Raw genomic sequence first — 2,679 nt, forward strand, 5'->3', positions numbered from 1 at the left:
CCAGCAACCGTTCTTCTCCATGAAATACGTGTTTTTCAATGCCGTCATCAATTCTGACCTGTCCGTTTCCACCGTTTTTTCCGGTGTCGGGAACAGGTGCGAGTTTGACAACAGGCAGGCAACTTGGGTAATCACATCCTCGGACTTCCTGTACCGCCTGACCAGTTCCGTCAGCTTCCGGTACTCCTTTTCCCGGACGAACTTTCTTATCTGTTTCATCACTTCCGTCAACTCCTTGAGGCGTGGCTCGTCCAGATAGCGGCGTTGCTGTTCTTTTATCCATTCTTCCATTCCCATGATTCATGATTGTTTTTCGGTTTCCATATGATTTCAATCCCTATCACTTGTTTCGCTTGCTTTCTGCCAACTGCTTGATGGCAAGTTCGATGTTGCCACCGATTCTTTCCGTAAGCCGCATAAGTTCAAGTTTCTCGGTTTCTTCAGTAGTGTAGCATATGTACTCCTCAAGTGAGACTTCCGTGGCATAGACCGCCGACTGCGTACCGCCCAGACCAATCCAGACTTCCTTGTACTTTCTGGACGGATTGTTCGCCATATTGATGGAAAGTATCTGTGCCCGCTCCTTGTCGGTCAGACCGAGCAACGCTTGGATCTCATCGAACTTGTTCATATACTTGCGCTGGTCAAGCAGAATCTTACAGTCACTATTATTAATGATGGTACCCTTGACAATCGGAGAAGAAATGATGTCCTCCACTTCCTGGGTCACGACCACGGCCTCGCCGAAAAATTTTCTGACGGTCTTGAAAAGATAGCGGATGTAATTGCTCATATTGGCGGATGCCAATGCCTTCCAGCACTCTTCGATAAGGATTATTTTCCGGATACCTTTCAACTTGCGCATCTTGGTGATAAAAGTCTCCATGATGATGATGGTGACAATCGGAAGCAGCACTTTGTTATCGCGAATGTTGTCCAGCTCAAAAACGATGAAGCGTCTGTTCAGCAAGTCCAACTGCTTGTCGGAGTTGAGCAGGAAGTCATATTCACCGCCACGGTAATAGGGTTCCAGCACATTCAGGAATCCCCATACATCAAAATCCTTCTCACGGGTTCGCTTCTCTTTCAGGATATCCTGATACTCGTCACGGATAAATTCATAGAAGGTATTGAAGGAGGGTTTTATGCTGCTGTCCCTGCGGATTTTCTCCAGAAAGAGATTGACCGCATTGGATAGCGCCACTTCCTCGGCACGTGTCGGCGGCTCGTCGTCACGCTTCCACAGGGTAAGGATAAGCGTCTTGACGGATTCTTTCTTCTCGATATCGAAAATCCCGTCTTCCACGTAAAAAGGATTGAAAGCTATCGGGTCTTTTTCTTCATAAGTGAAATAAATCCCGTCCTCGCCGTGTGTACGCGCATGGATAAGGCTGCACAGTCCCTGATAGGAGTTTCCGGTATCCACTAACAGCACATGCGCACCCTGCTCGTAATACTGGCGTACCATGTGGTTGGTGAAAAAAGATTTCCCGCTGCCCGAAGGGCCGAGGATGAATTTGTTCCGGTTGGTGATTGTGCCGTTCTTCATCGGCAGGTCGGAAATATCCAGATGGACGGGTTTTCCGGTCAGGCGGTCCACCATGCGGATGCCAAACGGAGAGAGCGAGTCCTTGTAGGAGGTTTCCCCGATGAACAGGCACAGGGCCTGCTCGATAAAGGTGTGGAAACTCTCCTCGGACGGGAAATCTCCGGCATTGCCGGGTATCGCCGCCCAGAACAGGGTCGGCACATCCACCGTGTTGTGGCGCGGTTTGGCTTCCATCAACGCCAGTTGGCTGCCCACATCGTTCTTGATGCGCTTGAGCTTTTCCCGGTCATCGCTCCATGCCATGACATTGCAGTGCGCACGGATGGAAACCAGCCCCTTGCTGTGCGCCTCGTTCAGATACTCCTCAATCCATTCGCGGTTGATCTGGTTGGAACGGCTGTAACGGGAAAGCGAGTGCATGTTCCGGGCGGTCTGCTCGAACTTCCTGAGAATCTCCGCCGAATCGTCGATGAAGAGGTACTGGTTCACGATATGGTTGCACGTGAGCAGGATGCCTATCGGTGCGGCAAAGGACAGGCGGCAGTCGCTCCGGTCTGTCGAAAGCCGTTCATACCGGCAGTCGGTGGATACGTTTGACGGCAGGTCTTCCGGATCGGAAAGCGTATGAAGGCAAAGGTAATTGTCCCCGACCTTCATTTCCCCTGCACCGAGAGACAGATCCTGCAAGCAGGTGGTGTCTTCCTGGGACATGGAAAAATATTTCTCTATGATGCCGGCTGAATTCTTGGTTCCGATAATTTCCTCATCCGTCAGGCGGATGATACGGATCAGACCGCTGTCGTTCACGATGCGCTCGAACTGCCCGCAACTTTCCATAAAACGGGTAACGGTTTCCTTGTCCTGCATCTCTTTGGGAATGATGAATCCCCGTGTAAGCGCGTTGAAACTGCTGGTTGTCCGGCTGTGCTCTTTCGTGGTCTTCGTCAGGAAAAGGTAACAGGTGTGCTGCAAGTACGGCCGTTCGTTGAAATGCCGCTCGAAACTGCGGCTCAGAAAACTCAGGTCTTCCTTGCAGATGTCCGGCCTGTAACCCTCTTCGATGAAGAAGTCCTGCTTATGCACGATGCTGTAGTTCGGCAATACCTTGACCGCCTTCGCCCAGGTGGAGT

Annotated in this window: 1 protein-coding gene and 1 pseudogene; both read right to left on the minus strand. The window is 51.0% G+C overall.

Translation table 11 applies throughout. The annotated features are described in order from the left end of the window. Nucleotides 1-297, minus strand: a pseudogene (locus tag ACESQI_RS23115) (hypothetical protein); the annotation flags it as partial. Between the two features lie 43 nt (nt 298-340). Continuing rightward, nucleotides 341-2,679 (minus strand): TraG family conjugative transposon ATPase (locus ACESQI_RS23120; RefSeq protein ID WP_373127296.1); only part of this gene is annotated, 2,339 nt, incomplete at its 5' end.

The organism is Bacteroides sp. HPS0048 (assembly GCF_964240755.1).
Classification (GTDB): domain Bacteria; phylum Bacteroidota; class Bacteroidia; order Bacteroidales; family Bacteroidaceae; genus Bacteroides; species Bacteroides nordii.